Raw genomic sequence first — 25,588 nt, 5'->3', positions numbered from 1 at the left:
CGCATGACGCGCGCGGCATGGCGACTATACCGCCCGGGCCAGCTCGGCGGCCAGTCCAATGTATGACCGAGGCGTCATCGCCAACAGGCGCGCCTTCGGCTCTTCCGGCAGGGCCAGGCCCTGGATGAACTCGCGCAGGGCTTCCTCGGTAATTCCCTTGCCACGGGTCAAGGCCTTGAGTTGCTCGTAGGGCTGCGGCAGGCCGTAGCGGCGCATCACGGTTTGCACCGGCTCGGCCAGCACTTCCCAGCAAGCATCGATGTCGGCATCGATAGCGGCCGTATTGACTTCCAGCTTGCCCAGACCGCGCATGCAGGCATCCCACGCGACCAGGCAATAGCCCAGGCCCACGCCCAGGTTGCGCAGCACGGTGGAGTCGGTCAGGTCACGCTGCCAGCGGGAGATCGGCAGCTTGTCGGCCAAGTGGCGCAGCACGGCGTTGGCCAGGCCCAGGTTGCCTTCGGAGTTTTCGAAGTCGATCGGGTTGACCTTGTGCGGCATGGTCGACGAACCGACCTCGCCTTCCTTCAGGCGCTGCTTGAAGTAGCCCAGCGCCACATAGCCCCAGATGTCGCGGTCCAGGTCCAGCACGATGATGTTGGCGCGCGTGATGGCGTCGAACAGGGCCGACATCCAGTCATGCGGTTCGATCTGGATGGTGTGGCGGTTCTGGGTCAGGCCCAGGCCGGTCAGCACGCGCTGGCTGAAGGCGGGCCAATCGATTTCCGGGTAGGCCGACAGGTGGGCGTTGTAGTTGCCGGTGGCGCCATTCAGCTTGGCCAGCGGTTCCACGGCCTCGACGGCGGCGATGGCGCGGTTCAGGCGCGCGGCCACGTTGGCGAATTCCTTGCCCAGCGTGGTGGGGCTGGCCGGCTGGCCGTGCGTGCGCGACAGCATCGGCTGGTCGGCCTGGGCCACCGCCATGTCGTTCAGCTTGGCGGCCAGTTCGCGCAGGCGCGGCACCACCACCTGATCGCGGGCGCGCGACAACATCAGCGCGTGCGAGGTGTTGTTGATGTCTTCCGACGTGCAGGCAAAGTGGATGAATTCGGCGGCGCGGGCCAGCTCGGCGTCGTCGGCCACTTTTTCCTTCAGCCAGTACTCGACCGCTTTCACGTCATGGTTGGTGACGCGCTCGATGTCCTTGATACGCGCGGCGTCGGATTCCGAAAAATCCTGCACCAACTGCTGCAGACGCTGGCGGGCGGCCTGGGAAAAGGCGGGCAGCTCGGGCAGGCCGGCGTCGGACAGGGCGACCAGCCAGGCCACCTCGACTTCGACGCGGTGCGCCATGAAGCCGGCTTCGGACAGCAGACCGCGCAGCGCGTCGCTCCGGGAAGCGTAACGGCCATCCAATGGCGAAAGGGCATTAAGTTGGCTCAACTGATCGGCGATTTGCATGGTCTGGGGTAGAAATGGCTACGGATGGGAAAACCCGACGATTTTATCATCCGAGGCCATGCAACATTGTGGCAAACTGGCGAAGATTCCGACCCGCGGACGGTGTGACCGTCATGCGGCCTGCTATACTTCGGCCGCTTTTCGACTCCGCTTGTGACTCCATGAAACTGATCGGCTCGCTTACCAGTCCATACGTACGCAAAGTGCGTATCGTCATGGCCGAGAAAAAGCTGGACTACCGGCTTGAACTCGAAAACGTCTGGTCCGCCGACACGCAGATCCAAACGTACAACCCGCTGGGCAAAGTTCCGTGCCTGGTCATGGAAGATGGCGGCGCGCTATTTGATTCGCGCGTCATCGTCGAGTACCTGGACACCTTGTCGCCCGTGGCCCGCCTGATTCCCCAGCAGGGGCGCGACCGCGCGGCCGTCAAATGCTGGGAGGCCATCGCCGATGGCGTCCTGGACGCCTGTGTGGCCATCGTCAAGGAAAACCAGCGCCCCGAAGCTCAGCGCAGCCCGGAATGGATCGAACGCCAATTCGGCAAGATCCACGCCAGCCTGGATGCCATGAACAAGAGCCTGGGCGACAACGCCCACTGCATGGGCATCAACTACAGCCTGGCCGACATCGCTGTCGGTTGCGCGCTGGGCTATCTGGATCTGCGCTTTGCCGCGTTGGACTGGCGCGCCAACCATCTGAACCTGGCCCGCTTGCACGACAAACTGGCTCAGCGGCAGTCGTTCATCGACACCCTGCCCCAAACCGCCTGAAGGGCGCCTGCCTGCCTATCAGGCATGCGCACTTGACGACCGGCCGCCACGCGCGGCCGGTTTGCATTGCGGCAGCGGCATGGCAAGCCGCCGCCACCGACCTCTTGCCTCTATCGCCCCTATTGCCCCGCGAAAGTCTGCCAGGCCTTGAACAGCATGTACGCCGCCAAGGCGAACAACAGGCAGGCGAACACGCGCTTTAACGTCTGCACCGGCAAGCGGTGCGCCATCCGCGCGCCCAGCGGCGCGGTCAGCACGCTGGTGCACACCAGCGCCAGCAAGGCAGGCCAATAGATGTAGCCCAGCATGCCGGGACGCGACGTGCCTTCATTCAGGCCCGACACCACATAGCCCACGCTGTTTGCCAGCGCAATCGGAAAGCCCAGCGCCGCCGAGGTCGACACCGCGTTGTGCAGGGCCACGTTGCACCAGACCATGAACGGCACCGACAGGAATCCACCGCCCGCGCCCACCAACCCGGACAGGAACCCGATGCCCGCCCCCGCCGCGCTGGTGCCCACCACGCCCGGCATCTGGCGAGCCGGCTTGGGCTTCTTGTTGCGCAGCATGCTCCAGCCCGAATAGCCGACGAACAGCGCGAAGAACAACGACAACCACAAGGTGCTGAGCGCGGCGAAGACCGCGCCACCCGACACCAGGCCGCCGATGATGATGCCCGGCGCCATGGCCCACACGATGTTCCATTTGATCGTGCCGCGCTGCTGGTGCGCCCGCACGCTGGAAACGGACGTGAACAGAATGGACGTCATCGACGTTGCAATGGCGGCATGCACCACCAATTCAGGCGGCATGCCCTGCCAGGCAAACAGCATCGTCAGGAAAGGCACCAGCAACATCCCGCCGCCTATGCCCAGCAGGCCCGCGGCAAAGCCGACCACAGCGCCCAGCACCAGCAGGCAAATCAACATCGAAACATCCACAACCGTCTCCTCTCGTTTTGAATTCTTGGGTTCATGAACAAGGCCCCGCGGGCATCACGCCCACGGGGCCCTGCTTGATCACACACGCCCCCCAGGGGCGCGCACTACAGAATGATGCCGCCACCCAGGCAAACATCGCCATCGTAAAGCACGGCCGACTGGCCAGGCGTCACGGCCCATTGCGGGTCGGTGAAATCCAGGGCGAAGGTGTCGCCATCAGCCTTATCCAGACGGCAGGCCGCATCCGCTTGGCGGTAGCGTGTCTTGGCGCCATAGCTCGCGATCTCGGGCGGATGGCCCGCCACCCAACTGGCGTCCTGCGCCTGCAATTGGCCGGACAGCAGCCACGGATGATCATGCCCTTGCACCACGTACAGGATGTTGCGTTCCAGGTCCTTGCGCGCCACGTACCAGGCCTCGGCCGTGCCATCTTCGCGCTGGCGCCCCTTCACGCCACCCACGCCCAGGCCCTTGCGCTGACCCAGCGTGTAGAACGACAGGCCTTCGTGGCGGCCCACCTGCTGGCCTTCCGGCGTCAGGATAGGGCCCGGCTCGGTCGGCAGGTAGCGGTTCAGAAATTCGCGGAACGGACGCTCGCCAATGAAGCAGATGCCGGTGGAGTCCTTCTTGGCGGCATTGTGCAGACCGATCTCGTGCGCAATGCGCCGCACTTCGGTCTTGTGGATTTCGCCCAGCGGGAACAGCGTGCGCGACAACTGTGCCTGGTTCAGGCGATGCAGGAAATAGCTCTGGTCCTTGGAGGCGTCCAGCGCCTTGAGCAGCTGGAACTGTGTGCCGCCGCCGGCCGCCGGCACTTCGCGCACCCGCGCGTAATGGCCCGTGGCGATGTGCTCGGCGCCCAGCGCCATGGCGTGGTCAAGAAAAGCCTTGAACTTGATCTCGGCATTGCACAGCACGTCGGGGTTGGGCGTGCGGCCCGCTGAATATTCGCGCAGGAATTCCGCGAACACCCGGTCTTTGTATTCGGCGGCAAAGTTCACGAATTCGAACTCAACGCCAACCAGGTCCGCGACGCTGGCGGCGTCCAACAGGTCTTGGCGGGTTGAGCAGTATTCGGAATCGTCGTCGTCTTCCCAGTTCTTCATGAACAGGCCGACGACCTCATAGCCTTGTTGCTTGAGCAGCCAGGCGGTGACCGAAGAATCGACCCCGCCCGACATGCCTACGACCACGCGGCCTTTCTTGGTGGATATTTGACTCATGATGCGGCTATTTTAGTTCGGACACGGCGTCTTCCCGGGGCTGCGGCTCGGCCGCCCGGGAGACTTCCATCAACCAGGCGCGAAACGCCTGCAAGGTGGGCAGGTTGGCTTTCTGCTCGGGATAGCACAGGTAATAGCCCATGCGGGCGCGGATCGGCAGCGTCATCGCCACGGCCAGCTTGCCGTCGCGCAGCTCGTCTTCAATCAGGCAACGCGGGATCAGCGCCACACCGAAACCGGCGGCGGCCGCCTGGGACAACAGCGCGTATTGATCAAAGCGCGCCCCTTCCAGGCTGCGCCGGCTGTCGCAGCCGGCCTGCTCGAACCAATCGCGCCAACCTTCAAGCGCCGACGTATGGTGCAGCAGCGGATAAGCCAGCAGCGCCTCTGGCGAGGGGCAGCCGCCCGGGATCAGGCGCGGGCTGCACACCGGCACGATTTCGCGGCCCACGATGTAGTCGGCGCCACTGCCCGGCCACAAGCCTTCGCCAAAGCGGACGGCGGCGTCCAGCTCGGGCGTGGAAAAATCATAGCCCTGGCGGTGCGGCAGGAATTCCACATGGATGTCGGGGCGCAAGCGCATGAAGGCCGTCAGGCGCGGGATCAGCCAGCGCGCGCCGAACGTGGGCATACAGGTCAGGTTGAGCGTGCCGCCCTGCCCCTGGTGCGCAATCAGCTCAACGGTGGCGGCTTCGATCTGGCCCAAGCCCGCTTGAACCTTGGTCAGATAACTGCGGCCGGCCTCGGTCAGCACCAGGCCTTGCCTGATGCGCAGGAATAGTTCGACGCCGACGAACTCTTCCAGATGTTTCACCTGTTTACTGACGGCGCCCTGCGTGACACACAATTCCTGCGCCGCGCGCGTGAAGCTGCTGTGTCGTGCGGCGACTTCAAACGCCTGCAGATCGGTTAATGAGGGACAGAAACGTCGCATTTAGTGCCCCCACGCAGCGTGGGGCTCCCGCCCCAGCGGGGCTTGATCGGGGGATGCAATCCCCTGCCTTCGCGATGACGCCGCGCGACGGAAAAGTTACACAAAAGTAACGCTCGATCCGTGTCGGCAAACAAGAGGCATGAAAAAAAGTCATAGCTTACGGAGAAACTTTCGTTTGCGCAAACTGCCCCGCCAGGAAAGAATCATTGCGTTTGCGTCTGCCTTTGCGCATCCGCTTTCCAATTTATTAGGGGAATCCATGCAACGCCGTAACGTAATACTGGGCCTGTGTGTCGCTGCCGCGACCCTGGCCATGCCGCTGACCTCGGGTATCGCGCACGCTGAAGACGCGTATCCGAGCAAGCCCATCCGCCTGATCGTTCCCTTCCCGCCCGGCGGCACCACCGACATCGTCGGCCGCCTGTTCGCAGACAAGCTGAGCAAGGAACTGGGCCAGACCGTGGTGGTTGAAAACCGCGGCGGCGCCGGCGGCTCGATCGGCAGCGCCTTCGTTGCCAGCAGCGCACCGGACGGCTACGTCCTGGGCATCGCCACCGTCAGCACCCACGGCATCAACCCGGCCATCTACCCGAACCTGCCGTTCGATGGCGAGAAGGACTTCACGCCCATCTCGAACCTGGCGGCCGTGCCGAACATCATGACGATCAACCCCAAGGTCAACGCCAAGAACATTGCCGACCTCATCAAGCTGGCCAAGAGCGAGCCGGGCAAGCTGACCTACGCGTCGGCCGGCAACGGTTCGGTGTCGCACATGATGGGCGAACTGTTCAAGATGTCCTCGGGCACCGACCTGATGCACGTGCCTTACCGTGGCGTGGGCCCGGCGCTGAACGACGCGCTGGCCGGCCAGGTCGACGTCATGTATGACAACCTGCCGTCCACCCTGCCGCACGTGCAATCGGGCCGCCTGATCGCCATGGCCGTCGCCGCGCCCAAGCGCGTGGCTGCCCTGCCCGACGTGCCCACGTTCGCCGAAGCCGGCCTGCCGGCCGTGAACGACTCGTCGTGGTTTGGCCTGGTTGCCCCGGCCAAGCTGCCGGAACCCATCCTGGCCAAGCTGAACGCCGCCGTGCAGAAGGTCAGCGCGGAAGCCGACGTCAAGACGCGCCTGGAAGCGCTGGGCGCCTCGCCCGCCGCCAATAGTTCGGCCGACTTCGGCAAGCAGATCGCGGCGGAAATCGCCAAGAACAAGCGCATCGCCAAAGAAGCCAACGTGAAGATCGACTAAGCGATCTTCGGCCCCCGCCGCGCCGTCTTCGGCGGGGGGGGCCTCCGATTCACGAACGCAGTACCTCTATATGCGAATTACCCAACCCCTGTCTTACCGGCTCGACCTTCCGCAGCACTATCCGGATTCGGAATCCTCGGCCCCGCTTGTGCTGGACTCTCCGCACAGCGGCACCGCCTACCCTCCCGACTTCGCCGCCGCGGTGGACTTTGGCGCGCTGCGCACTGCCGAGGACACCTGGGTTGACGACCTGTGGGGCGACGCGCTCGACCAGGGCGTGCCGATGGTTGCAGCCGCGTTCCCGCGCGCCTACATCGACGCCAACCGCGCCCCCGACGAGATCGACGAATTGCTGCTGGACGAAGCCTGGCCAGACGCCATCAACGCGTCGCCCAAGGTGAAGCTGGGCAAGGGCCTGATCTGGCGCATGCTGGATGACGGCACGCCCTTGTACAACCGCAAGCTGACGGTGGAAGAAGTGCGCCACCGCATCAACGCCTGCTGGAAGCCGTACCATGCCGCGCTCGGTCAGGTGCTGGATGCCGCCCACAAGAAGTTCGGCAAGGTCTGGCATATCAATTGCCACTCCATGCCCAGCGTGGCCGGCGCCTTCGCCACCGACCGCCCCGGCCTGGTCCACCCCGACTTCGTGCTGGGTGACCGCGACGGCAGCACCAGCGACCCGGCCTTCCGGGAATTCATTGCAGCGTGGCTGCGTGAACGCGGCTACAACGTGACCGTGAACGATCCCTACAAGGGCGTGGAACTGGTGCGCGCCTTTGGCCGCCCCGAAGAAGGCCGCCACAGCCTGCAGATCGAAATCAACCGCAAGTTGTATATGGACGAAGTGACGCTGCGTCCCAGCGAAAACTATGGCCGCCTGAAGGCCGATCTGCGTGACCTCACCGCCGCGCTGATCAACTGGACTCGCGCGCAAACGGCCTGACGCCGGACGTTTACGCGCAAGTGCCGGCCAGCGGCGTGGTAAGACTGGCCGGAGCAAGTGGGCTGCAAAGCCCAAGCCCCATGGTTCGCCATGGGGCTTTTTTTCGCCCTATAAAAGCCCTCAATCAAAAGAACTAACCGCCCAAGATATGCGCAAGCAACGAGCGCGCGAAGGAGAAGCCGGCCCGCCGCCGGGCCGCTCCCAAGGCGGGCCAGCCCCCTCGGGGGGCAGCAAGCGAATGCAATGAGCGCAGCGTGGGGGCACACCCTCTTGGGGCAACGGCCCGCCGCCGGGCCGCTCCCAAGGCGGGCCAGCCCCCTCGGGGGGCAGCAAGCGAATGCAATGAGCGCAGCGTGGGGGCACACACCCTCGGGCCACTCCCAAGGCGGGCCAGCCCCCTCGGGGGGCAGCAAGCGAATGCAATGAGCGCGGCGTGGGGGCGAGATTAGCGTGTATAACTACGGCGAACCTTCTGAGGAGAGGCGTCGATGCACATCGGGATACCAAAAGAGACCCGAGACGGGGAAACCCGTGTCGCAGCAACACCGGAGACCGTCAAGAAGTACCTGGGCGGCAAACACACCGTTGTCGTGGAGCGTGGGGCAGGCGACGCCGCCCGCTATCCGGACGACGCCTATGAGGCCGCGGGCGCCACGCTCGGTTCCACCCAGGATGCCCTGGGCGCGGAACTCGTCCTGAAGGTTCGCGCCCCCTCCCCCACGGAATTGCCCCACATGAAACCGGGCGCCGTCGTCATCGGCATGCTCGACCCGTTCGACGCCGAAGGCATTGAACACATGGCCGCCGCGGGGCTTACCGGCTTCGCCCTGGAGGCAGCCCCCCGCATCACGCGCGCGCAAAGCCTTGATGTGCTGTCTTCGCAGGCCAACTTGGCCGGCTACAAGGCCGTGCTGCTGGCCGCGCACCACTACGGCCGGCTGATTCCCATGATGATGACCGCGGCCGGCACCCTGAAAGCCGCGCGCGCCGTCGTGCTGGGCACCGGGGTCGCCGGGTTGCAGGCCATCGCCACGGCCAAGCGGCTGGGCGCGGTGGTTGAAGCGTCCGACGTGCGCCCCGCCGCGCGCGAACAGGTGGAGTCACTGGGCGCCAAGTTCATCGACGTGCCCTTTGAAACCGACGAGGAACGCGAAATTGCCGAAGGCAAGGGCGGCTACGCGCGCGCCATGCCTCCTGGATGGATGGCGCGTCAGGCGGCGCTCGTGTCTGAACGCTGCAAGCAGGCCGACATCGTCATCACCACCGCGCTGATCCCCGGCCGCCCCGCGCCGACCCTGGTGTCCGCCGACACCGTTGCCGCCATGCGGCCCGGCTCGGTGCTGGTCGACCTGGCTGTCGAGCGCGGCGGCAATTGCCCGCTGTCCGAAAAAGGCCAGATCGTTGAAAAGCATGGCGTGACGATCATCGGCCTGACCAACCTGCCGGGCCTGGTCGCGACCGACGCGTCCGCGCTCTATGCGCGCAACGTCATGGACTTCCTGAAGCTCATCATCAATGCGGACGGCGCGCTGGCGATCCAGCGCGACGATGAAATCGTGGCGGCCTGCCTGGTATGCGAAGGCGGCAATGTGGCGCGGAGGACTTGAACATGGAAGCGATCAACCCCACCCTGATGAACCTCATCATCTTCGTGTTGGCCATCTATGTCGGCTATCACGTCGTCTGGAATGTCACGCCCGCCTTGCACACGCCGCTGATGGCGGTCACCAACGCCATCTCGGCCATCATCATCGTGGGCGCCATGCTGGCGGCCGCGCTGACCGAAGGCGGGCTGGCGCGCGGCATGGGCGTGTTCGCCGTGGCGCTTGCCGCGGTGAACGTTTTCGGCGGCTTTCTCGTCACGCGGCGCATGCTGGAAATGTTCAAGAAAAAAGACCGCAAGCCGGGCAAGGAGGAAGCGAAATGATCTCGCTGAATCTGGTCACCCTGCTTTACCTGATCGCCTCGATCTGCTTCATCCAGGCGCTAAAGGGCCTGTCGCACCCGACCACATCGCGGCTGGGCAACGCCTTCGGCATGGCCGGCATGGCGATCGCGGTGCTGACCACGGCGGCGCTCATCATCGGCCTGGCGCGCGAGGGCACCGCCACCATCGGCCTGGGCTGGGTCGTGCTGGGCCTGCTGGTGGGCGGCTCCATCGGCACCTTGATGGCGCGCCGCGTCGAGATGACGAAAATGCCCGAACTGGTTGCCTTCATGCACAGCATGATCGGCCTGGCGGCGGTGGCCATCGCGGTGGCGGTGGTGGCCGAACCGCATGCGTTCGGCATCGTGCCGGCCGGCATGCTGATTCCCACCGGCAACCGATTCGAACTCTTCATCGGCACGTTCGTGGGCGCCATCACGTTCTCGGGCTCGGTCATCGCGTTCGGCAAGCTGTCGGGCAAGTACAAGTTCCGGCTGTTCCAAGGCGCGCCCGTCGTCTTTTCGGGCCAGCACATGCTGAACCTGGCGCTGGCGCTGGTGATGCTGGGCTGCGGCGTCTGGTTCATGCTGACGCAGGAATGGACGCCGTTCATCATCATGACGCTGATCGCCTTCGTGCTGGGCGTGCTGATCATCATCCCGATCGGCGGCGCCGACATGCCGGTGGTGGTGTCGATGCTGAACAGCTACTCGGGCTGGGCCGCGGCCGGCATCGGTTTTTCGCTCAACAACCCGATGCTGATCATTGCCGGCTCGCTGGTGGGCTCGTCCGGCGCCATCCTGTCCTACATCATGTGCAAGGCGATGAACCGCTCGTTCTTCAACGTGATCCTGGGCGGCTTCGGTGGGCAGACGGGCGGCGCGGCGGATGCGGGCGCGGCGCAGCAGCGCAGCGTCAAGTCGGGCAGCGCGGATGACGCGGCCTTCCTCATGAGCAACGCCGAAAGCGTCACCATCGTGCCGGGCTACGGCCTGGCCGTGGCGCGCGCGCAGCACGCGCTGAAGGAACTGGCGACCAAGCTCACCGAGCGCGGCGTGACGGTCAAGTACGCCATACACCCCGTCGCCGGCCGCATGCCGGGCCACATGAACGTGCTGCTGGCCGAGGCCGAAGTGCCCTACGACCAGGTCTTCGAAATGGAAGACATCAACAGCGAGTTCGCGCAGACCGACGTGGTGCTGGTGCTGGGCGCCAACGATGTGGTCAACCCCGCCGCCAAGAACGACCCCAAGTCGCCCATTGCCGGCATGCCCATTCTTGAGGCCTACAAGGCGCGCACCGTGATCGTGAACAAGCGCTCCATGGCCTCGGGATACGCTGGCCTGGACAACGAGTTGTTCTACATGGACCGCACGATGATGGTGTTCGGCGACGCGAAGAAAGTGCTGGAAGACATGGTGAAAGCGGTCGAATAGACCGCTGATTGCCCCAAGCCCAAGAGGTCCACGAATGCCTGACCACAGGCATTCGTGGCAGGCAGCACGGCCTGCCCCTAGGTCGCAGCCACTTGGCGCAACTGCTCGTCCACCACTTCCACCCAATGCCGCACCGGCGTGTCGGTGCCGCTTTGCAGATGCCCGATGCAGCCGATGTTGGCCGACAGGATCACATCCGGCCCGCCGGCCGAAATGGCGCCCAGTTTGCGATCGCGCAGTTCCAGCGCGATCTTCGGGTTCAACACGGAATACGCCCCCGCCGATCCGCAGCACAGATGCGGATCCGCGAAGGGTTGCAGGTTGAATCCCAAGTCCACCAGCAGTTGCTCGGACAAGGGCCGCAAGCCCTGCCAGTGTTGCAGCGTGCACGGCGGATGAAAGGCGGCACGCACGCCATCAGGCAAGCGCGCGCGCAGTTGCGCGGCATGCGGCGCCACGATCTCGGCCACGTCCTTGACCAGCGCGACGATATCCGCCGCCTTCTGCGCGTAGGCGGGATCATGCTTCAAGTGATGCGCGTATTCCTTCACCATCGCGCCGCAGCCGGACGCATTCATGACGATGGCTTCGACCGCGCCGTCTTGCACCAGCGGCCACCACGCGTCGATGTTGCCACGCATCTGCGCCAGCGCCGCTTCTTGCGCATCCAAATGGAAACTGACCGCGCCGCAGCACCCCGCGCCCGGCGCAATGCGCGCACCGATACCCACCGCGTCCAGCACCCGGATGGTGGCGGCATCAATCGTGGGCATCATGGCCGGCTGCACGCAACCGGCCAGCATCAGCACTTGCCGCGTGTGCCCCGCAACCTGGGGCAACACGCCCGCGTCACGGCGCTCGGGCACCTTGCGCTTGAGCGCTTCAGGCAACAGTCCACGCATCGCCTGCCCCACCCGCATCGCGGGCGCGAACAGCGGCGACAACATGGCTCGACGCAGCAGATTGCGCTTGGTCCTGTCCGCCCAGGAACGCGGCACGCGCTCGTCAACGATCTTGCGACCGATATCGATCAAGTGCCCGTACTCCACGCCCGACGGGCAAGTGGTTTCGCAATTGCGGCAGGTCAGGCAGCGGTCCAGATGCAGTTGCGTGGATTGCGTGGGCGGCGCGCCCTCCAACACCTGCTTGATCAAATAAATGCGCCCGCGCGGGCTGTCGAGTTCGTCGCCCAGCACCTGATACGTGGGACAGGTGGCCGTGCAGAAACCGCAATGCACGCATCGACGCAGAATGGCGTCGGCCTCGTTGCCCAAGTCGGTGTCGCGGGCCCAGGATGCCAGGTTGGTTTGCATGACGCGCTATAGCTCCAGAACCAGGCGGCCAGGGTTGAACAGGCTGGACGGATCAAGCTCCTGCTTGAGCCGGCGCGTGATCGCCGCAACGCCAGGCGCAAGGGGATGAAAGACACCGTCAACCGGCGGCTTGGTATTGCCAAGGCGGAACAAGGTGGCGTGCCCGCCCATCCGCGCGGCGGTCTCGCGCAGCGTGGCCGCGTCGTGCTGACCGGACAGCCAACGCTGCCCGCCGCCCCATTCAATCAGGGTCGGGCCCAGACCAAGCACCGCGGCGGTGGGAGGCAAGGCAAGGCGCCACAACGGGCGGTCCGCATGAAAAAATTCATGGGTCTGCTCACGCAGGGACCGCCACCACGCATCGGCCGCATCGGGCGCCAGCGGGTCTCCCCCCACGACGCGCCGTGCGCTGGCGATTGCCGGCGGGGCGCCCGACAGGCGCACATGCATCACGCCCTCGGCATTGTCATCACCGCCTGTCCAACTGGTGGCGGAGATCGGCAAGGGCTTGCCACGCCATAACGCAAAGCTGGCCAAGGCCTGCGCCTGCGTGGCGGGCAGCACCAAGGTCAGCTCTTCCATGGGGCGGGGCACCACCTTCAACGACACATCCAGAATGGCGCCGAAGATGCCGTGCGATCCGGCCAGCAGGCGCGACACATCGTAGCCCGCAACGTTCTTCATGACTTCACCGCCGAACGACAGCACCCGCCCTTCTGAATCCAGCAGCCGCGTGCCCAGTACAAAATCACGCAGCGCGCCGGCGCTCATGCGGCGCGGGCCGGACAGGCCCGACGCCACGCAACCGCCCACCGTCGCGGTATCCGCGAAGTGCGGCGGTTCAAAGGCCAGCATCTGTCCATTCTCGGCCAGCGCCGCTTCCAATTCGGCCAAGGGCGTTCCCGCGCGCACCGTCACCACCAGCTCGGAAGGGTGATAGCTGACGATGCCGCGATACGGCGTCATATCCAACAGGCAGTGACCATCTTGCGGCGTGACCGGCCGGTAGTTGCCGTAGAACGCCTTGCTGCCGCCACCCATCACAAACAGCGGCTTGTGGCCGGCACGGGCCGTCATGACCTGGTCGCACAATTCCGACAGGACAAAATCCATAGGGATACGTCCTAGAAACGAGCGAGATCGGGGAACCGCAACTCACCCGCATGGACGTGCATCTTGCCGTATTCGGCGCAGCGGGCCAGCGTGGGTATGACTTTTTCAGGATTCAGCAGGCACGGCGGGTCGAACGCCCGCTTGACCGCCAGGAACGCGTCGAGTTCTTCGCGAGAGAATTGCACGCACATTTGATTTATTTTCTCCATACCCACACCGTGCTCTCCGGTCACGGTGCCTCCTACCTGCACGCACAGTTCAAGAATGGCCGCGCCGAATTTTTCGGCACGTTCCACCTCGTCCGGCTTGTTCGAATCAAACAGAATCAGCGGGTGCAGATTGCCGTCGCCCGCGTGGAACACGTTGGCGCAGCGCAGGCCGAATTCGTCTTCCATCTGTTCGATAGCGCCCAGCACGCGCGCCAGATGGCGACGCGGAATCGTGCCATCCATGCAGTAGTAATCGGGCGACACGCGGCCCGCCGCCGGAAACGCATTCTTGCGGCCTGCCCAGAATTTCAGACGTTCGGCTTCCGACGTGGACACCTGGCAACGCGTGGCGCCCGCATCGCGGAACACCGCTTCCATCCGCGCAATCTCGTGCGCCACTTCGTCGGGCGTGCCGTCGGACTCGCACAGCAGAATGGCTTGCGCGTCCATGTCGTAGCCCGCGCGCACGAAGGGTTCCACCATATGCGTGGCGCGGCGGTCCATCATTTCCAGGCCGGCGGGAATCATGCCCGCCGCGATCACTTGCGTGACGGCATTGCCCGCCGCCTCGACGCTGGAAAAACTGGCCATCACGACCTGCGCGCAAGCGGGCTTGGGGATCAGCTTCACGGTCACTTCGGTGACCACGCCCAACATGCCTTCGGAACCGATGAAGACCGACAGAAGATCCAGGCCCGGCGCATCGGGCGCTTCGGAACCCAGTTCTACGATGTCGCCATCAATCGTGACGACCCGCACACGCAGCACGTTGTGCACGGTCAGGCCGTACTTCAGGCAGTGCACGCCGCCGGAGTTTTCAGCCACGTTGCCGCCGATGGAACAGGCGATCTGGCTGGACGGGTCCGGCGCGTAATACAAACCATAGGGCGCCGCCGCTTCGGAAATGGCCAGGTTGCGCACGCCGGGCTGCACCACCGCCGTGGCGCTGGCCAAATCGATATGCTTGATGCGGTTGAATTTGGACAGCCCCAGCAACACGCCCTGGCTATGCGGCATGGCGCCGCCCGACAAACCGGTGCCCGCGCCACGCGCCACCACGGGCGCGTTCAAGCGCTTGCAGATCCGCATGACGGCTTGCACGTGCTCTTCGGTTTCAGGCAGTGCAACAACGGCCGGCAGCGCGCGATACAGCGACAGGCCGTCGCATTCGTAGGGGCGAGTATCTTCCTCGCGGAACAAGACGCAGTGCGCGGGCAACGCGGCCGACAACGCCTCGATGAGCTGCTGCAACGAATAAGGCGCCTGCACTTGTGCCAGGCCGGTTTCGACCAGTGAATTCATGAGCGCAACAATAGCGCGAGCGCACTATGAACACAGGCCGGGATTTACCCGCATCCATGGGATAAGCGGCTCGCCGGATACGTAACTAGCAGTAATTGCGCGCGTATCAGACGCAAAAAAGCCGACGGCGAATGCGTCGGCTTGATGGGGTGCGTCGAGGGGTTTACCAGGACACGATCTTGCCCGGGTTCAAGATGTTGTTCGGGTCAAACGCATGCTTCAGGCTGCGCATCAGTTCAAGCGCATCGTCGCCATGTTCTTCCGCCATGAACTGCATCTTGTGCAAGCCCACGCCGTGTTCGCCCGTGCAGGTGCCGTCAGCGGCGATCGCGCGGCGCACCAGGTTGTGGTTGATCGTTTCCGACTCTTCCCATTCCTTCGGATTGTCGGCGTCCAACAACATCAGCACATGGAAATTGCCGTCGCCAACGTGGCCCACGATGGTGTACGGGAAGCTGGCGCGCTCCAACTCTTCAACGGTGTCGCGCACGCAGTCAGCCAGGCGCGAGATCGGCACGCAGACGTCGGTGGTGCTGGCGCGGCAGCCGGGCCGCAATTGCAGGCCGGCAAAGTAGGCGTTGTGGCGCGCCGTCCACAGACGGCTGCGGTCTTCGGGGCGTTCGGCCCATTCAAAGTCCATGCCGCCATGTTCGGCGGTAATGGCTTGCACGGTTTCGGCTTGCTCTTGCACGCCGGCCGGGCTGCCATGGAATTCAAACACCAGCAGCGGCGTTTCGCGCAGGCTCAGCTTGCTGTACTGGTTCACCGACCGCACGCTGGCCGCGTCCATGAACTCCACGCGCGCCACCGGCACGCCCATCTGGATGATTTCGATGACGCTTTGCACGGCGTCATCCAGCGTCTCAAAGTTGCAGACCGCCGCCGACACGGCCTCAGGCTGCGGATACAGGCGAACCGTGACTTCGGTGATGATGCCCAGCGTGCCTTCGCTACCCACGAAGATGCGCGTCAGGTCGTAGCCCGCGGACGATTTGCGCGCCCGGCCCGCCGTGCGAACGATGCGCCCATCGGCCGTCACCACGGTCAGCGACATGACGTTTTCGCGCATGGTGCCGTAGCGCACGGCATTGGTGCCCGACGCGCGGGTGGCTGCCATGCCGCCCAAGCTGGCGTCGGCGCCCGGATCAATCGGGAAAAACAAACCGGTGCTGCGGATTTCTTCGTTGAGCTGCTTGCGCAGCACGCCTGCCTGCACCGTGGCGGTCAGGTCTTCGGCGTTGATGGCCAGCACCTGGTTCATCTGAGACAGGTCCAGGCTGATGCCGCCTTGGATCGCCAGGATATGGCCTTCCAGCGACGAGCCGGCGCCATAGGGAATCAAGGGAACGCGATGTTCGTTGCACAGCTTGGCAACCGCGGCCACGTCTTCGGTGCTGTGCGCGAAGACCACGGCGTCGGGCAGCATGGCGGGATACGGCGATTCGTCGCGGCCGTGATGTTCACGGACGGCGGCGGACTCGGACAGGCGGTCGCCAAAGCGCGCGCGCAAGGCATCCAGACAGGCGGCGGGCACCGGACGGCGCAACGTTTCAGCGTGCAAGGGAGCGTTCATGATCAGCGTGTTCTCGGGGATTTCGCGGAATGCGCGAGGGTTCGCGCGGGTCGCAAGGTTCGTCAACCCAAATATTCTACGCCGCTACGCATGCTGCACCGCAAACCGCCCCAGGAAGACGGCTTGCGGCGTGTCCCGCTTACTTGCCCGACTACTTGCCCGACGTCAGCGCAACGCGGCGGCGCTCGCGCACGGCTTGTGCCAGGCGTTCCAGCACGGCAACCGACGCATCCCAATCGATGCAGCCGTCGGTAATGCTCTGGCCGTAAACCAGGGGCTTGCCGGGCACCATGTCCTGGCGGCCGCCCAGCAGGTGGCTTTCCACCATGACGCCGACCAGCCGGGCGTCGCCCGCTTCCATCTGGCGCGCCACGTCGTCGATGACGCGGGGCTGGTTTTCGGGGTCTTTGCTGCTGTTGGCGTGGCTGGCGTCGACCATGATGCGTTGCGCCAGTCCGGCCTTGGACACGTCATGGCACGCTGCGTCCACGCTGGCCGCATCGTAGTTCGGCGTCTTGCCGCCGCGCAGGATGACGTGACAGTCTTCATTGCCCGCCGTCGACACAATGGCGGAATGCCCGCCCTTGGTCACCGACAAAAAGTGGTGCGGCTGCGACGCGGCCTTGATCGCGTCGACCGCGATCTTCACATTGCCGTCCGTGCCGTTCTTGAACCCCACCGGACACGACAGGCCGGATGCCAGCTCGCGGTGCACCTGGCTTTCCGTCGTGCGCGCCCCGATCGCCCCCCAGGAGACCAGATCCGCGATGTACTGCGGCGTAATCATGTCCAGGAACTCGCAGCCCGCCGGCAAGCCCATGCTGTTGATGTCCAGCAGCAGTTCACGGGCCACGCGCACGCCCTTGTTGATGTCGAAGCTGCCGTCCAGGTCCGGATCATTGATCAGGCCCTTCCAGCCCACCGTGGTGCGCGGCTTTTCGAAATACACGCGCATCACAATTTCAAGGTCGGCGCTCAGGCGGTCACGCACCGGCTTCAGACGCTTCGCATATTCAATGGCGGCACGGGTGTCGTGGATCGAGCACGGGCCGATCACGACGATCATGCGGTCATCCATGCCGTGCAGAATGCGGTGCATGCCCTGGCGGGCGGCGAACACGGTATCGGACGCCTCCTTGGTGCACGCGAACTCACGCATCACGTGCGCGGGCGGATTCAGTTCCTTGATTTCTCGGATGCGAAGGTCGTCGGTATTGTGTGACACGGTACTGCTCCTGGGTTGCCCGCCAACGGGTCCAATCCGATCGGTCTATTCCGATCCCGGCGGCACAAAAAAAGCCGCCAGTTCGCTGGCGGCTTTTTTGGGGGGGATTCTTTCCAAACTTCAGATTGAGCGCGTCCCTTCCTCCGCCAGCGGCTTCAGAAACTTATAAAAATAAAAGTAAAAGGCGGGGGACGCGAATTTCATGGGAAACGACTCTAGCACAATTTTTTTGGGCCGTCACATCGTTTTTAATCGGATGTGGCGGCCCCGTTTTGCGATCAGGCGGTGCCGCCCACGGTCAGGCCTTCCATGCGCACGGTCGGCATGCCCACGCCCACCGGCACGCTTTGGCCGTCCTTGCCGCAGGTGCCCACGCCCGAATCCAGTTGCAGGTCGTTGCCGATCATGGTGACGCGGGTCATGGCGTCAGGGCCGTTGCCGATCAGCGTGGCGCCCTTGACCGGGTAGGTCACCTTGCCGTCTTCGATCATGTAGGCCTCGGATGCCGAGAACACGAACTTGCCGCTGGTGATGTCAACCTGACCACCGCCGAAATTGACGGCGTACAGGCCGCGCTTGACGGACGACACGATTTCTTCGGCAGGCTTGTCGCCGGCCAGCATGTACGTATTGGTCATGCGCGGCATCGGCAGATGCGCGAACGATTCACGGCGGCCGTTGCCGGTGGCGGCGGTCTTCATCAGGCGGGCATTCAACGTGTCTTGCATGTAGCCGCGCAAGATGCCGTCTTCGATCAGGACGTTGCGCTGGGTGGCGTTGCCTTCGTCGTCGATGTTGAGCGAGCCACGGCGGTCCGGCAAGGTGCCGTCGTCCACGACGGTCACGCCCTTGGAGGCGACGCGCTCACCAATGCGGCCCGAAAACACGCTGGAACCCTTGCGGTTGAAGTCGCCCTCCAGCCCGTGGCCCACGGCCTCGTGCAGCAGGATGCCCGGCCAGCCCGACCCCAGCACCACCGTCATCTCGCCGGCGGGCGCGGGGCGCGCTTCCAGGTTCACCATGGCTTCGTGCACGGCGCGTTCCACATAGCCTTGCAGCATTTCGTCGGTGAAGTACGCCAGCCCCAGGCGTCCGCCGCCCCCGGCGTGACCCATTTCGCGGCGGCCGTTGCGTTCGGCGATCACGGTCAGCGACAGGCGTACCAGCGGGCGCACATCCGCGGCCAGGCGGCCATCGCTGCCCGCCACCAGCACCACATCGTATTCAGCGCCCAAGCCCGCCATCACCTGAATCACGTGCGGGTCTTGCGCACGCGCCATACGCTCGATACGTTCCAGCAGCGCCACCTTTTCCGGGGCGCTCAAGGTCGCCACGGGATCAATGTCGGCGTACAGGCTGCGGCCCATTTCGGCCTCGACCTGCGCGGCCACCTTGACCTTGCCCGCCCCGCGACGCGCAATGCCGCGCACGGCATGCGCCGAGGACAGCAGCGCGTCGGCGGACAGCGAATCCGAGTAGGCAAAGGCGGTTTTCTCGCCGCTCACGGCACGCACGCCCACGCCCTGGCTGATCGAAAAGCTGCCGGTCTTGACGATGCCCTCTTCCAGGCTCCAGCCCTCGCTGCGCGTGTACTGGAAGTACAGATCGGCGTAATCGACCTTGTGGGTGAAGATCTCACCCAGCGCGCGAGCCATGTCCGCTTCGGTCAGGCCCCAAGGGTCCAGCAGTAGCGATTTGGCGGTGGCAAGGGAAGCAATAGCGGGATCAGTGATTTTCATAGGCTCTATTCAGGGGGCATCGGCGCGGCATGAGCGCGCGCGCTTTGCATTGATGCGCAAGACCGTATCGTACCGCCGACCGGGGTCCGGCGTCCCGCCCGCGTCAAGATCAAGCGTCGCCCCCTTGGACATTATTGGGAAGTGAAGCAAATAGCAGCGCAAGAGTGAGTATCAAGTTAAGCAATTACAACCAAATATTGTTCCGCCCCATAACAACCCGGTTCCCTCACCCACCTGGATTTTGCGCTTGCCAACCTGCCTTGGCCTACAAGGGAAGCAGATCGTCGAAAGTCGTCATACAAGCTCGAGAAAATACAAAGACGCGATCCGGCGATGACTTTTGTCAGCCATATCAATCCGAGAAATGCGCAATGCCAAAATGCATAACGCCGCTTCGCCAAGGCAATTCAGAGAACCCGGCCTGGCTCCTGACGACGATCTGAAATGAAGCTTGAACCCGGTCCGTTAAATGGATGCCCCATCCACCCGAAAATGGTTCGGTGTGACCGGTCATACACTTGGATTTGCTCGCCATTTGAAACAAAACAGGGTCTTGGTGGGCATTGTTTGCCGCATTCGTCCGCCTTGTGAACCAACCTGCCATTTGTTTCAAACCATCCCAAATTTAGGAATATCCTTCCCAAATCTTGCTTCTGGTGCCCGGCCGCATACCCACAGGCTTTGCGGCCCTTTTGATACAAAGTAATTAGGTCGAAAATAGAGAAGTCAAGCCGTAACTTATGTATTATGCGAAGCACAACAAATAAACATAACTCCGCCGGCGATTAAAGCAGTTCCATAATCAGGAATAAACCATGGCCCGAGAAACATACGCAGCACTGCAAGCAAAGATCGAGAAGGAAATCAACAAGCTTCAAAAGAAGGCGGAAGTCCTTCAAACGAAGCGTCGCAAGCCCGTGATCAGCTCCATCATCACGTCCATGCGCGAATACGACATTACCCCGGAAGAGATCATTGCGGCTTACGGCACCGGCAAGCCCGCCCGCGTGGCTCCCGGCGGCCGACGCAAGGCTGGCGCGGCTGCCCGCCCGGCAACCGCCCCCCAGCGCGCAGTCGCGCCCAAGTACCGCCATCCGCAAACTGGCGAAACCTGGAGCGGTCGCGGTAAAGCACCGCGCTGGCTTGCAGCCGAAGAAGCTTCCGGCGCCACCCGCGACAGTTTTCTTATCAAAGAATAAAACCTATTCTGTAGTAAGAAATAAATCGGCGCACCAAATTGGTGCGCCGATTTATTTTTGAATCTTGCCGATGGAACGGCCCCGCGCTTACCTCAGCGGGAACTCGATCTCACGTTCCGCCCCATTATTTCCCGGGAAATTGTCGAATATCGCGCGCACCAGATACGGCATTGTGCGCATGAAATCATCACCCTGACTCAGTATGAAGGCGGTGGAACGATATACCTCGGCGCCCCCGCGCTGGGTATCGCGGATCTTCAGGCTGAGCGAGTTGCGTTGCACGGCCATGGGCACATCCACCCACTCCGGCCCCCAGTAGCCAAAGCCTGGCCCCCATGGGCGCGCCCCATAAAAGCCCCCGTAGCCGCCATAGCCATAGCCACCGTAGAAGTAGGGGTCGTAGGCTCGACGCACCATGACCTGCGTCTGGCTCGTGCCATAAGTGAAAGACACATCGAAGCGCCCTTTGGCACCCGGCTGCGCTTCCACCAAGCCGGTCGCACCGATGCCGGCGCGCACCATGTCCTGGTAAGACTGATATTCCAGATTATTGAGCTGGTTGGGGTCCGCGACCACAAACTGATAAGTCTGCCCTTCCACACCGGTGGGCCATTGCTGGAATGAGGTGACGCGCGCCGACACGGTGGGCGCGGCGCAACCCGTCAACGTCAGCGCCCCCGCCAAAGTCAATAATCCAGCCCAGCGGCCCACACTGAACGATGACATTTGGAACATTTTTGCGACTCCTGTTGCGCACGACGGCGCCATCATACTGAGCTTTGACTGGGGGCAATGCAAAAAGTTTGCCGTAGCCCGCAAGCCCCAGACGACGCATCGCGCCCACCTACTACAATAGACCCCTCGTTCAACCAGGACTGCAACTCCATGCGCACCGACACGCCCATTACCGTTTATCGCAAGGATTACCAGCCCTACCCCTACGACATTCCCGAAGTCGCTTTGGCCTTCGATCTGGCGCCTGACGCCACCGAGGTGCGCTGCACGATGCACGTGCAACGCAAGCCCGGCGCCAGCGCCGACGCGGCCTTGATCCTGGATGGAGAAGACCTGGAACTCGTGTCGGTAGGCGTCAATGGGGCTGCGCTCACGGCAGACAGCTATCACCTGTCCGAGCAGAATCTGGCCATTTACGGGCTGCCGGCCGACGCCACCGTCGAGATCATCAGCCGCTGCAAGCCGTCCGCCAATTCCACGCTGATGGGCCTGTACGTATCCGGCGGCAATTTCTTCACGCAATGCGAAGCCGAGGGTTTTCGCCGCATTACGTGGTTTGCCGACCGTCCTGACGTGATGTCACGGTATCGCGTCACGCTGCGCGCCCAGCCGCAATACCCGGTGTTGCTGTCCAACGGCAACCTCATGGCCTCGCGCCAGTTACCCGATGGCCGCAATGAAGTGGAATGGGAAGACCCGTTCCCCAAGCCCTGCTATCTGTTCGCGTTGGTGGCCGGCAACCTGACGCACCGTGAAACCACCGTCAAGACGGCCAGCGGCCGCGACGTGCTGCTTCAGGTCTATAGCGACCCGGGTTCCGAAACCAAGACCGAATGGGCGCTGGATTCGCTGGTCCGCGCCCTGCGCTGGGATGAAACCCGCTTCGGCCTGGAACTGGATCTGGACCGCTTCATGATCGTCGCCGTCCATGACTTCAATATGGGCGCGATGGAAAACAAGGGCTTGAACATCTTCAACGCCGCCTATGTGCTGGCCGACGCCGACAGCGCCACGGATGCCAATTACGAAGGCATCGAATCCGTGATCGGCCATGAATACTTTCACAACTGGACCGGCAACCGCGTCACTTGCCGCGACTGGTTCCAATTGAGCCTGAAAGAAGGCCTGACGGTTTTCCGCGACCAGGAATTCAGCGCCGACATGATGGCGCACGACATGGATGCCGCCGCGGCGGCCAGCGCGCGCGCGGTCAAGCGTATCGACGACGTGGTGGCGCTGCGCGCCGCCCAGTTCCCCGAAGACGCCGGCCCCATGGCCCACCCCATCCGCCCCGAGAGCTACCAGGAAATCGGCAACTTCTACACGGCAACCGTGTATGAAAAAGGCGCCGAAGTCATCCGCATGCAGCACACGCTGCTGGGCGAAGAAGGTTTCCGCGCCGGCATGGACGAATACTTCCGCCGCCACGACGGCCAGGCCGTCACCTGCGACGACTTCGTCGACGCCATGGAATCGGTCTACGTCCGCCAACACCCCGGCCGCGACTTGTCCGTCTTCCGCCGCTGGTATCGCCAGGCCGGCACGCCGCGAGTGGCCGTCAAGCTTGAACATGATGCCGCCACGCGCCGCTGCACGGTCACCTTGACCCAGGAATGCCTGCCGGTGGGCGTCGAGAGAAAAGCCGGCGCCGATTACGTCAAGGCGCCGTACCACATCCCGTTTGCGATCGGCCTGCTGGACCAGGACGGCCGCGCCCTGCCCCTGCGCCACGACGGCGCCGTCCAGGAAACCGCGCTGCTGGAGCTGACCACGCCCAGCCAGCAATGGGTGTTCGAAGACATCGGCGAGCGCCCCGTGCCGTCGTTGCTGCGCGATTTCTCAGCCCCCGTCATCGTCGACTATGACTGGACCGACGAAGAACTGGCGCTGCTGTCCGCGCACGACACCAACCCCTTCGCCCGCTGGGAAGCCGGCCAGGAACTGGCCACGCGCCAGATCCTGGCCCTGGCCGAAGCCCGCCAGGCGGGTCGTACCCTGCATGCCGACGCCGCCTTCATCAACGCCTGGCGCGCGCTGCTGACCGACCCGGCTATCGACGCCGCCTACCGCGCCCGCGCGCTGGCCCTGCCGTCCGAGAAGACGCTGGCCGAGCGCATGCACGCCGTGGACCCGCCCGCACTGGCCGTGGCCCGCGACTTCCTGCGCGCCGAACTGGGCCGCCAACTGGCCGCCGAGTTCCGCCTGACTTTCGAACAGAACCAGACGCCGGGCGAATACAGCCCCGCGCCGGTGCCCGCCGGCATGCGCGCGCTGAAGAACCTGGCGCTGAGCCATCTGCTGGCCGCGGGCGAGCACGACGCCCAGCGCCTGGCCGAACAGCAGTACGAACGCGCCGGCAACATGACCGACAGCATGGCCGCGCTGTCCGCCCTGATCAACTACGGCCAGGGCGACTTCCCGCAGGAAGCGCTGGCGGCGTTCTACGACAAGTGGCGCGACAACCCGCTGGTGGTCGACAAGTGGTTCGCCTTGCAGGCCGCCGCGCGCTCGACCACGGTACACACCGCGCGCGAGCTCATGACGCACCCCGCCTTCACGCTGCGCAACCCCAACCGCGCCCGCGCGCTGATTTTCCAGTTCTGCCTGAACAACGCGCGCGGCATGCACCACCCGGACGGCTCGGGCTACGCATTCTGGGCCGAGCAGGTGTTGGCGCTGGACGCATTGAACCCCGAAATCGCGGCCCGGCTGGCGCGCGCGCTGGACAACTGGTCGCGCTTCGTGCCAGCCCTGCGCGCGCCCATGCAGGCCGCCTTGCAACAGGTGCGCGCCCACGAGGGGCTGTCGCGCAACGTGCAGGAAATCGTATCCAAGGCTTTAGAATTCGCAGCATAGGAGACCCTCTTGAAACGTAAAACACTCACTCAATACTTGGTGGAGCAACAACGCTCCGCCCAAGCCCTGGCGCCGGAAGTACGACTGCTGATCGAAGTGGTCGCGCGGGCCTGCAAGGCCATCAGCCATGCGGTCAGCAAGGGCGCCTTGGGCGGCGTCCTGGGCAGCCTGGAAAGCGAAAACGTCCAAGGCGAAGTGCAGAAGAAGCTGGACGTGCTGTCCAACGAGATCCTGCTCGAAGCCAACGAATGGGGCGGCCACCTGGCGGCCATGGCGTCGGAAGAAATGGAAACCATCCATTTGATTCCGAACCGCTACCCCAAGGGCGAATACCTGCTGTTGTTCGATCCCCTGGACGGCTCGTCCAACATCGACGTGAACGTCTCCATCGGCACCATCTTCTCGGTGCTGCAGGCACCGCACAACGTGTCCGGCGCGCCGGTCTGCGAAGACGACTTCCTGCAACCGGGCAACAAGCAGGTTGTGGCCGGCTATGCCGTGTACGGCCCGCAGACCATGCTGGTGCTGACCATCGGCAATGGCGTGGTGGGCTTCACGCTGGACCGCGAAATGGGTTCCTGGGTACTGACGCACGAGAACATCCGCGTGCCCGAAGACACCAAGGAATTCGCCATCAACATGTCGAACATGCGCCACTGGGCTCCGCCCGTGAAGCGCTACATCGACGATTGCCTGGCCGGCTCGACCGGCCCCCTGGGCAAGGACTACAACATGCGCTGGATCGCCTCGATGGTGGCCGACGTGCATCGCATCCTGACCCGCGGCGGCATCTTCATGTACCCCTGGGACGCCCGCGAACCCGGCAAGGCCGGCAAGCTGCGCCTGATGTATGAGGCCAACCCGATGAGCTTCCTGGTCGAACAGGCCGGCGGCGCGTCGATCAACGGCGTCCAGCGCATCATGGACATCCAGCCCGACAAACTCCACCAGCGCGTCAGCGTGATCCTGGGCTCGAAGAACGAAGTCGAGCGCGTGGGCCGCTACCACGCCGAGGAAGCGGCGAAGTAATGCCACGCTGAAAAGCAAAAGCCCCTTGATTGCTCAAGGGGCTTTTTTCATTGCGGCTCTGGCGCAACGGCGGTCACTTGACCTCTTCGATGGACTTCACATCGTCCTTGTTGACTTTGACTTTCTTGCCGTCCTTGTCGTACTCATACATGCCGGCATCTTCATCGTAAGACGGCGTATCGGGCGTCACGGTCGAGCTCCCGTCCCGTTGCTGAATGACCGAGGGCGACGAGCATCCGGCCAGTACCCCAACTCCGGTCACCACCAGGGCCAACGTCATGGTCTTCAGGTTCATGGGCGTGTTCTCCAAGTGTGAATAGGTGAATTCACTGTATCGGGAACCTGGCCCCAATAAGGTGTCGGGTTGTGGCCAAATTGCGAAAGAACGTAATACCCGCGTCCCACATTATAAAAAACCCCTTGCGGATGAACCGGCAAGGGGTTTTTGCACTTACATAAACCGCA

At 63.8% G+C, this 25,588-nt stretch carries 21 protein-coding genes; 9 read left to right on the top strand and 12 right to left on the bottom strand.

Translation table 11 applies throughout. From position 1 onward, the window contains the following. Positions 1-24: 24 nt before the first annotated feature. Complete coding sequence (gene purB, locus ACE04A_RS03820) at positions 25-1,401, bottom strand: adenylosuccinate lyase (protein ID WP_259251635.1); 1,377 nt, start codon at positions 1,399-1,401, stop codon at positions 25-27. A gap of 161 nt (positions 1,402-1,562) precedes the next feature. Between purB and ACE04A_RS03815 the strand changes: the two genes are divergently transcribed. Then, positions 1,563-2,174, top strand: coding sequence for a glutathione S-transferase (locus ACE04A_RS03815; RefSeq protein WP_100857067.1), 612 nt, complete (start codon positions 1,563-1,565; stop codon positions 2,172-2,174). Positions 2,175-2,293: 119 nt separating this feature from the next. On the opposite strand, the gene ACE04A_RS03810 is transcribed toward ACE04A_RS03815, so the two are convergent. The 3 genes from ACE04A_RS03810 to ACE04A_RS03800 all read right to left on the bottom strand — a co-directional run bounded on the left by ACE04A_RS03810 (position 2,294) and on the right by ACE04A_RS03800 (position 5,272). Next, positions 2,294-3,115: a sulfite exporter TauE/SafE family protein gene (locus ACE04A_RS03810; RefSeq protein WP_100857068.1), complete on the bottom strand. Its 822-nt coding sequence runs from the start codon at positions 3,113-3,115 to the stop codon at positions 2,294-2,296. A gap of 104 nt (positions 3,116-3,219) precedes the next feature. After that, entirely contained in the window at positions 3,220-4,338 is a 1,119-nt protein-coding gene (gene mnmA / locus ACE04A_RS03805) for a tRNA 2-thiouridine(34) synthase MnmA (RefSeq protein WP_259251636.1), read from the bottom strand. 7 nt (positions 4,339-4,345) lie between these two features. Further along, a complete protein-coding gene (locus ACE04A_RS03800) occupies positions 4,346-5,272 on the bottom strand; it encodes a LysR substrate-binding domain-containing protein (RefSeq protein ID WP_259251637.1) in 927 nt (308 codons plus the stop codon). A gap of 259 nt (positions 5,273-5,531) precedes the next feature. Here ACE04A_RS03800 and ACE04A_RS03795 point away from each other — a divergent pair, with 259 nt between their 5' ends. The 5 genes from ACE04A_RS03795 to ACE04A_RS03775 all read left to right on the top strand — a co-directional run bounded on the left by ACE04A_RS03795 (position 5,532) and on the right by ACE04A_RS03775 (position 10,830). Next, positions 5,532-6,521 carry a Bug family tripartite tricarboxylate transporter substrate binding protein gene (locus tag ACE04A_RS03795; protein WP_259251638.1) on the top strand — a complete coding sequence of 330 codons (990 nt, stop codon included), beginning with the start codon at positions 5,532-5,534 and terminating at the stop codon, positions 6,519-6,521. Positions 6,522-6,591: 70 nt separating this feature from the next. Continuing rightward, the gene (locus tag ACE04A_RS03790; protein ID WP_259251639.1) at positions 6,592-7,467 is read left to right on the top strand and encodes an N-formylglutamate amidohydrolase; all 876 of its coding nucleotides are present in this window, start codon (positions 6,592-6,594) and stop codon (positions 7,465-7,467) included. A 488-nt stretch (positions 7,468-7,955) separates the two neighbouring features. Continuing rightward, entirely contained in the window at positions 7,956-9,074 is a 1,119-nt protein-coding gene (locus ACE04A_RS03785) for a Re/Si-specific NAD(P)(+) transhydrogenase subunit alpha (protein WP_438857892.1), read from the top strand. 2 nt (positions 9,075-9,076) lie between these two features. Continuing rightward, entirely contained in the window at positions 9,077-9,394 is a 318-nt protein-coding gene (locus ACE04A_RS03780; RefSeq protein ID WP_006224972.1) for an NAD(P) transhydrogenase subunit alpha part 2, read from the top strand. Continuing rightward, entirely contained in the window at positions 9,391-10,830 is a 1,440-nt protein-coding gene (locus ACE04A_RS03775) for an NAD(P)(+) transhydrogenase (Re/Si-specific) subunit beta (protein ID WP_448718459.1), read from the top strand. The genes ACE04A_RS03780 and ACE04A_RS03775 overlap by 4 nt, the downstream gene beginning before the upstream one ends. A 77-nt stretch (positions 10,831-10,907) precedes the next feature. On the opposite strand, the gene glcF is transcribed toward ACE04A_RS03775, so the two are convergent. The 6 genes from glcF to tldD form a co-directional block, all read right to left on the bottom strand. Continuing rightward, positions 10,908-12,143, bottom strand: a complete 1,236-nt coding sequence (glcF, locus tag ACE04A_RS03770) for a glycolate oxidase subunit GlcF (RefSeq protein WP_448718460.1) — start codon at positions 12,141-12,143, stop codon at positions 10,908-10,910. Between the two features lie 6 nt (positions 12,144-12,149). Then, positions 12,150-13,256 carry a glycolate oxidase subunit GlcE gene (gene glcE / locus ACE04A_RS03765; protein ID WP_485819868.1) on the bottom strand — a complete coding sequence of 369 codons (1,107 nt, stop codon included), beginning with the start codon at positions 13,254-13,256 and terminating at the stop codon, positions 12,150-12,152. Positions 13,257-13,267: 11 nt separating this feature from the next. Then, positions 13,268-14,767 (bottom strand): FAD-linked oxidase C-terminal domain-containing protein, encoded by a 1,500-nt coding sequence (locus ACE04A_RS03760; protein ID WP_100857076.1) that lies wholly within the window; start codon positions 14,765-14,767, stop codon positions 13,268-13,270. Between the two features lie 163 nt (positions 14,768-14,930). Further along, positions 14,931-16,340, bottom strand: a complete 1,410-nt coding sequence (locus ACE04A_RS03755; protein ID WP_100857875.1) for an FAD-binding oxidoreductase — start codon at positions 16,338-16,340, stop codon at positions 14,931-14,933. 151 nt (positions 16,341-16,491) lie between these two features. After that, entirely contained in the window at positions 16,492-17,565 is a 1,074-nt protein-coding gene (gene aroG / locus ACE04A_RS03750) for a 3-deoxy-7-phosphoheptulonate synthase AroG (protein WP_100857077.1), read from the bottom strand. Between the two features lie 278 nt (positions 17,566-17,843). After that, positions 17,844-19,304, bottom strand: coding sequence for a metalloprotease TldD (tldD, locus tag ACE04A_RS03745; RefSeq protein WP_050445979.1), 1,461 nt, complete (start codon positions 19,302-19,304; stop codon positions 17,844-17,846). A gap of 815 nt (positions 19,305-20,119) precedes the next feature. Between tldD and ACE04A_RS03740 the strand changes: the two genes are divergently transcribed. After that, the gene (locus ACE04A_RS03740) at positions 20,120-20,503 is read left to right on the top strand and encodes an H-NS histone family protein (RefSeq protein WP_485819867.1); all 384 of its coding nucleotides are present in this window, start codon (positions 20,120-20,122) and stop codon (positions 20,501-20,503) included. Positions 20,504-20,590: 87 nt separating this feature from the next. On the opposite strand, the gene ACE04A_RS03735 is transcribed toward ACE04A_RS03740, so the two are convergent. Beyond that, positions 20,591-21,238 (bottom strand): DUF4136 domain-containing protein, encoded by a 648-nt coding sequence (locus ACE04A_RS03735; protein WP_279997495.1) that lies wholly within the window; start codon positions 21,236-21,238, stop codon positions 20,591-20,593. A gap of 150 nt (positions 21,239-21,388) precedes the next feature. Between ACE04A_RS03735 and pepN the strand changes: the two genes are divergently transcribed. Together pepN and ACE04A_RS03725 are read left to right on the top strand one after the other, a co-directional pair. Further along, positions 21,389-24,094: an aminopeptidase N gene (gene pepN, locus ACE04A_RS03730; protein WP_448718463.1), complete on the top strand. Its 2,706-nt coding sequence runs from the start codon at positions 21,389-21,391 to the stop codon at positions 24,092-24,094. Positions 24,095-24,103: 9 nt separating this feature from the next. Further along, on the top strand, positions 24,104-25,123 hold the full coding sequence (locus tag ACE04A_RS03725) for a class 1 fructose-bisphosphatase (RefSeq protein ID WP_259251648.1): 1,020 nt from the start codon (positions 24,104-24,106) through the stop codon (positions 25,121-25,123). Positions 25,124-25,196: 73 nt separating this feature from the next. Here ACE04A_RS03725 and ACE04A_RS03720 read toward each other — a convergent pair whose 3' ends face one another. Continuing rightward, entirely contained in the window at positions 25,197-25,418 is a 222-nt protein-coding gene (locus tag ACE04A_RS03720; RefSeq protein WP_259251649.1) for a YgdI/YgdR family lipoprotein, read from the bottom strand. Positions 25,419-25,588 lie beyond the last annotated feature (170 nt).

This window comes from Achromobacter colocynthidis, assembly GCF_057334535.1.
Note: the sequence above shows the minus strand (reverse complement) of the source record. Positions and strands in the feature narration are given on the sequence as shown.

Excerpts from the sequence above, each read along its gene's own strand:
- purB (WP_259251635.1), bottom strand. The coding sequence starts at position 1,401 with ATGCAAATCGCCGATCAGTTGAGCCAACTTAATGCCCTTTCGCCATTG.
- ACE04A_RS03815 (WP_100857067.1), top strand. The coding sequence starts at position 1,563 with ATGAAACTGATCGGCTCGCTTACCAGTCCATACGTACGCAAAGTGCGT.
- mnmA (WP_259251636.1), bottom strand. The coding sequence starts at position 4,338 with ATGAGTCAAATATCCACCAAGAAAGGCCGCGTGGTCGTAGGCATGTCG.
- ACE04A_RS03800 (WP_259251637.1), bottom strand. The coding sequence starts at position 5,272 with ATGCGACGTTTCTGTCCCTCATTAACCGATCTGCAGGCGTTTGAAGTC.
- ACE04A_RS03795 (WP_259251638.1), top strand. The coding sequence starts at position 5,532 with ATGCAACGCCGTAACGTAATACTGGGCCTGTGTGTCGCTGCCGCGACC.
- ACE04A_RS03790 (WP_259251639.1), top strand. The coding sequence starts at position 6,592 with ATGCGAATTACCCAACCCCTGTCTTACCGGCTCGACCTTCCGCAGCAC.
- ACE04A_RS03785 (WP_438857892.1), top strand. The coding sequence starts at position 7,956 with ATGCACATCGGGATACCAAAAGAGACCCGAGACGGGGAAACCCGTGTC.
- ACE04A_RS03780 (WP_006224972.1), top strand. The coding sequence starts at position 9,077 with ATGGAAGCGATCAACCCCACCCTGATGAACCTCATCATCTTCGTGTTG.
- ACE04A_RS03775 (WP_448718459.1), top strand. The coding sequence starts at position 9,391 with ATGATCTCGCTGAATCTGGTCACCCTGCTTTACCTGATCGCCTCGATC.
- glcF (WP_448718460.1), bottom strand. The coding sequence starts at position 12,143 with ATGCAAACCAACCTGGCATCCTGGGCCCGCGACACCGACTTGGGCAAC.
- glcE (WP_485819868.1), bottom strand. The coding sequence starts at position 13,256 with ATGGATTTTGTCCTGTCGGAATTGTGCGACCAGGTCATGACGGCCCGT.
- ACE04A_RS03760 (WP_100857076.1), bottom strand. The coding sequence starts at position 14,767 with ATGAATTCACTGGTCGAAACCGGCCTGGCACAAGTGCAGGCGCCTTAT.
- ACE04A_RS03755 (WP_100857875.1), bottom strand. The coding sequence starts at position 16,340 with ATGAACGCTCCCTTGCACGCTGAAACGTTGCGCCGTCCGGTGCCCGCC.
- tldD (WP_050445979.1), bottom strand. The coding sequence starts at position 19,304 with ATGAAAATCACTGATCCCGCTATTGCTTCCCTTGCCACCGCCAAATCG.
- ACE04A_RS03740 (WP_485819867.1), top strand. The coding sequence starts at position 20,120 with ATGGCCCGAGAAACATACGCAGCACTGCAAGCAAAGATCGAGAAGGAA.
- ACE04A_RS03735 (WP_279997495.1), bottom strand. The coding sequence starts at position 21,238 with ATGTTCCAAATGTCATCGTTCAGTGTGGGCCGCTGGGCTGGATTATTG.
- pepN (WP_448718463.1), top strand. The coding sequence starts at position 21,389 with ATGCGCACCGACACGCCCATTACCGTTTATCGCAAGGATTACCAGCCC.
- ACE04A_RS03720 (WP_259251649.1), bottom strand. The coding sequence starts at position 25,418 with ATGAACCTGAAGACCATGACGTTGGCCCTGGTGGTGACCGGAGTTGGG.